We start from the raw sequence: 3997 nt of genomic DNA, 5'->3' as shown, positions 1-3997 counted from the left end.
CTCAGCTTAGGCTTAACTCTAGCAAGCCAAGCGCAAGCGGAACAAACGACAATAGGCAGCTGGACGGTACATTACAGCGCCCTGCCTTCTACCTTTTTAACGCCAGAGATTGCCCGCGCTAATCGCATTGAACGTAGCCGCTACAATGGTTTATTAAACATTGCAGTATTGGATGAAGAAGGCAAAGCCGTGCAAGTCAATTTAACCGGCAACGGAAAAACCTTACTCGGCACAGAGCGTGCGTTAGAGTTTCAAACCATACGCGAAGGAGATGCTATTTATTATATCGCCCAGTATCCCTACCGTAACGAAGATAATGTGTTGTTTACCATCGACATCAGCGGCCCTAAACAAGGCGGTGAATTGTCTTTTAGGCACACCTTTTATACGGATTGATAGCTAACCGTCAACGCTTAACGCTGTACCTAGACCGTAAAAGAGCCCGCGCTCTTTTACACTCAGCGTAGGGCGCTAAATCTAGCGCACACAGAAATGAGACCATAATGAGCCAGAAGATAGTATTAGCCTCGGGTAATGCCAAAAAAGTGGCTGAATTACAAAGCCTACTGGGTGAGCTTAACCTCACCGTCATTCCACAAGGCGAATTTGGCGTCACAGACGCTGAGGAAACCGGCACCACCTTTGTGGAAAACGCCATTATTAAAGCACGTCATGCCGCCACCATTACCGGCTTACCTGCCATTGCTGATGACTCAGGTATTAGTGTGAGTGCACTCGATGGCCGCCCAGGCGTGTATTCGGCTCGCTTTGCTGGTGAGCATGCCACAGACCAACAAAACCTTGAGCTGCTATTAAGCCAGCTAGACGGGGTGCCGGCTGCGCAACGCCAAGCTATCTTTTGGTGTGTGCTGGTGTATATGCGCCATGCCCACGACCCCACGCCGCTCATTTGCACCGGCTCTTGGGCTGGGGAAATAACCACCACAGCACAAGGCCGCCAAGGGTTTGGTTACGATCCCATATTTTGGGTAGCAGAAGCCGGCAAAACCGCCGCCGAATTAACGGCCACTGAAAAAAACAGCCTCAGTCACAGAGGCAAAGCATTGCGTCAACTTCAGGCCTTGCTGACCTCTCAACAGACTCTCTTAACTCAGGCTGAACAAGTATAATGCTGCATCTTCCACCGCTTAGCCTGTATGTGCATATACCTTGGTGTGTACAAAAGTGCCCTTATTGCGACTTTAACTCCCACACGTTAAAAGAAGCCATTCCTGAGCAAGCCTATATAAAGGCACTGCTTGATGACTTACGCCAAGATTTACGCTTTGTACAAGGGCGAAAACTGCACAGTATTTTTATTGGTGGTGGTACCCCTAGCCTAATGAGCCCCGAAGCCATCGGCCAATTATTAACCGGCATTGAAGCGCTCATTCCATTCCAACCAAAGATAGAGATCACCCTAGAAGCTAACCCAGGCACGGTAGAAGCTGGCCGTTTTGCCGGTTTTAAAGCCGCAGGCATTAATCGCATCTCTATTGGTATTCAAAGTTTTCAACCAGAAAAGCTAGCCCGTTTAGGCCGTATTCACGATCCCGAACAAGCTCGCTTTGCCGCACGTGAAGCCGCTAATGTTGGGCTAAACAGTTTCAACATCGACTTAATGCACGGCTTACCCGAACAAAGCCTCAATGATGCCTTGTCTGATTTAGAGCAAGCCATTGCATTGGCACCGCCTCACTTGTCTTGGTATCAGCTGACCATTGAAGCCAACACCCCCTTTGCGTCTCGCCCGCCTACCTTGCCAGAAGATGACACCTTGGCCGATATTTATGAACAAGGCCATGAACTGCTGTTAGCTCATGGTTACCAGCAATATGAAGTGTCGGCTTATGCTAAGCCCGGCTTTGAAGCCCAGCATAACCTCAACTATTGGCGCTTTGGCGATTACCTAGGAATTGGCTGCGGTGCCCACGGCAAAGTCACCCTGCCATTAGAAAACAAACTAGTACGCACGGTGAAAGTTAAGCACCCTAAAGGCTACTTAGAGCCGAACCGACCTTACTTAGATCAGTACTGGACCATTGCCGCGCAGGATCTGTCGCTGGAATACTTTATGAATCGACTGCGCCTGTTCGAGCCTATTCCTAAACACGACTTTACTCAGCGCACTGGCCAACCACTAACACGGCTGCAAGCCCCGTTAGCCGAGGCTTTGCGCTTAGAGCTATTAATTGAAACCGCTCATCACTGGCAAGTGAGTTCTCTGGGACGACGATTTTTAAACCGCCTACTCGATTTGTTTATTACCGACTGATACAGGTAACATTATCCTTATTATCGCCTTCAATTTTGGGCCGGAGCCTTATGTCATCACTGGTTTACGAGTATCCACTAAACGAAAAGTGCCGCAATTATCTGCGGCTCAATGATTTATTACAGCAGATAAAAAAGTGTCGCGCCTTGAGTGCCAGCGGCCAAACGATTGCCTTATTTAAGGCCTTATTAGATATTATTGAGTTACTAGAACGTTGCGATATTCGCACCGACTTGGCCAAAGACTTAAATATTCAAAAAGAAAAGCTGGCAGCATGGGCGAAAGTGCCCGGCATAGACGCCAGTGCGCTTGAGCAATTAGAGCAACAACTGGCCGATTTAAGCCAGCAATTACCTAAGTCTCCCCGCTTTGGCCAACAGCTACGCGAAGATAAGTTATTGTCTGCGGTACGTGGCCGATTTGCCATTCCTGGCGGCTTATGCTCGTTTGATGTACCACAACTGCATTACTGGTTACATCAACCTCAAGTCTGCCAGCAACAAGATATTGATGCTTGGCTTGCTCAATTACAGCTATTGCAACAAGGATTAGAATTACAGCTCACTTTATGGCGCGAAGTAGGCCAATTTCAAACGTTGCGCGCGCACAATGGCTTTTTTCAAGATGATGCCGCTAATACCCACATTATCCGCATACGTCTGTCGGCCGATCAGGCCATTTATCCGGTAGTAAGCGGCAATAAATACCGCTATACCATACGTTTTATGCCGGTCGATAACAGTGAAATCGGCCATGTAGATTTTGAATTGGCGAGCATCAAATGAACCAACCTCTTAGTGTATCCTGTCCTACTTGCAACACCTCAGTGCAATGGGGCGAGCAAAGTCCATTTCGGCCCTTTTGCAGCAAGCGCTGTCAGTTGATTGATTTAGGCGAATGGGCGGATGAAGAAAAGCGCATTCCCGGCGCGCCGGCCTGGTTACCCGATCAGGATAATGAAAATGAATACTGAAGCTAAAAAATCGGCGTCTGCGACTAAAAAAACAGTACTAGTAGCAGTGGGGGTGATTGAGAATGCCGCCGGCGATATTTTTATTTGTCGCCGTGGCGCCCGCCAACATCAGGCTAATAAGTGGGAGTTTCCTGGGGGTAAGGTAGAAGCCGGTGAAACCGTTGAGCAAGCACTCGCACGGGAGCTGGCTGAAGAAGTGGGCATAATGGTAGAGCGCTGTCAGCCTTTTATGCAAATAGAGCACGACTACGGCGATAAACAAGTGACCTTAGCCATTCATAAGATCACCGCTTTCAGCGGTGAACCTAGCGGGCTTGAAGGCCAACCCAGCCGCTGGGTGGCAGTGCGCGAGTTGTCTCAATACCCGTTTCCCGAGGCCAATGGCCCGATTGTTGAAAAACTAACAGCAGCGCCCGGCGCCTAGCACCAAGCGCCTAGCTAAAGACAGACACCCTGCTTCGCTTTATGTCGTCATACCGGACTTGCGCCGGTATCTTTTAAGCCCTAGTCCCCAACCACCAAGATCCTGACTTTCGTTAGTATGACGGCTTAAACCAAAACACCCTCTTTTGTAGGGTCCAATTCATTGGACCAAAACCATGGCACGGCCTAAAAGAGGTCGATTGAAATCAACCCTACAAAACACAAATCGCCCACGAGTCATACCGGACTTGCTCCGGTATCTTTTTAAGCCCTAGTCCCCAACCACCAAGATCCTGACTTTCGTTAGTATGACGGCTTAAACCAAA

The 3997-nt window shown here is 48.9% G+C and carries 6 protein-coding genes; all 6 read left to right on the top strand.

Annotated elements, in window-relative coordinates; all coding sequences use genetic code 11:
• The coding region (locus tag ACTHY5_RS01715; RefSeq protein ID WP_441875506.1) for a DUF4426 domain-containing protein at positions 1-396 on the top strand (396 nt) is incomplete at its 5' end.
• Between the two features lie 107 nt (positions 397-503).
• A complete protein-coding gene (gene rdgB / locus ACTHY5_RS01710) occupies positions 504-1130 on the top strand; it encodes an RdgB/HAM1 family non-canonical purine NTP pyrophosphatase (RefSeq protein ID WP_441875503.1) in 627 nt (208 codons plus the stop codon).
• On the top strand, positions 1130-2275 hold the full coding sequence (gene hemW, locus ACTHY5_RS01705) for a radical SAM family heme chaperone HemW (RefSeq protein WP_441875500.1): 1146 nt from the start codon (positions 1130-1132) through the stop codon (positions 2273-2275). The genes rdgB and hemW overlap by 1 nt, the downstream gene beginning before the upstream one ends.
• Before the next feature lie 50 nt (positions 2276-2325).
• Positions 2326-3060, top strand: a complete 735-nt coding sequence (gene zapD, locus ACTHY5_RS01700; protein WP_441875497.1) for a cell division protein ZapD — start codon at positions 2326-2328, stop codon at positions 3058-3060.
• Positions 3057-3248, top strand: coding sequence for a DNA gyrase inhibitor YacG (gene yacG / locus ACTHY5_RS01695; RefSeq protein WP_441875494.1), 192 nt, complete (start codon positions 3057-3059; stop codon positions 3246-3248). The genes zapD and yacG overlap by 4 nt, the downstream gene beginning before the upstream one ends.
• The gene (gene mutT / locus ACTHY5_RS01690) at positions 3238-3672 is read left to right on the top strand and encodes an 8-oxo-dGTP diphosphatase MutT (protein WP_441875491.1); all 435 of its coding nucleotides are present in this window, start codon (positions 3238-3240) and stop codon (positions 3670-3672) included. The genes yacG and mutT overlap by 11 nt, the downstream gene beginning before the upstream one ends.
• Positions 3673-3997: the final 325 nt, after the last annotated feature.

Source organism: Oceanisphaera sp. (assembly GCF_052084945.1).
GTDB lineage: Bacteria > Pseudomonadota > Gammaproteobacteria > Enterobacterales > Aeromonadaceae > Oceanimonas.
This window is presented reverse-complemented; position numbering and strand designations above follow the sequence as displayed.

Coding starts and splice junctions, on each gene's coding strand:
- rdgB (WP_441875503.1), top strand. CDS start 504: ATGAGCCAGAAGATAGTATTAGCCTCGGGTAATGCCAAAAAAGTGGCT.
- hemW (WP_441875500.1), top strand. CDS start 1,130: ATGCTGCATCTTCCACCGCTTAGCCTGTATGTGCATATACCTTGGTGT.
- zapD (WP_441875497.1), top strand. CDS start 2,326: ATGTCATCACTGGTTTACGAGTATCCACTAAACGAAAAGTGCCGCAAT.
- yacG (WP_441875494.1), top strand. CDS start 3,057: ATGAACCAACCTCTTAGTGTATCCTGTCCTACTTGCAACACCTCAGTG.
- mutT (WP_441875491.1), top strand. CDS start 3,238: ATGAATACTGAAGCTAAAAAATCGGCGTCTGCGACTAAAAAAACAGTA.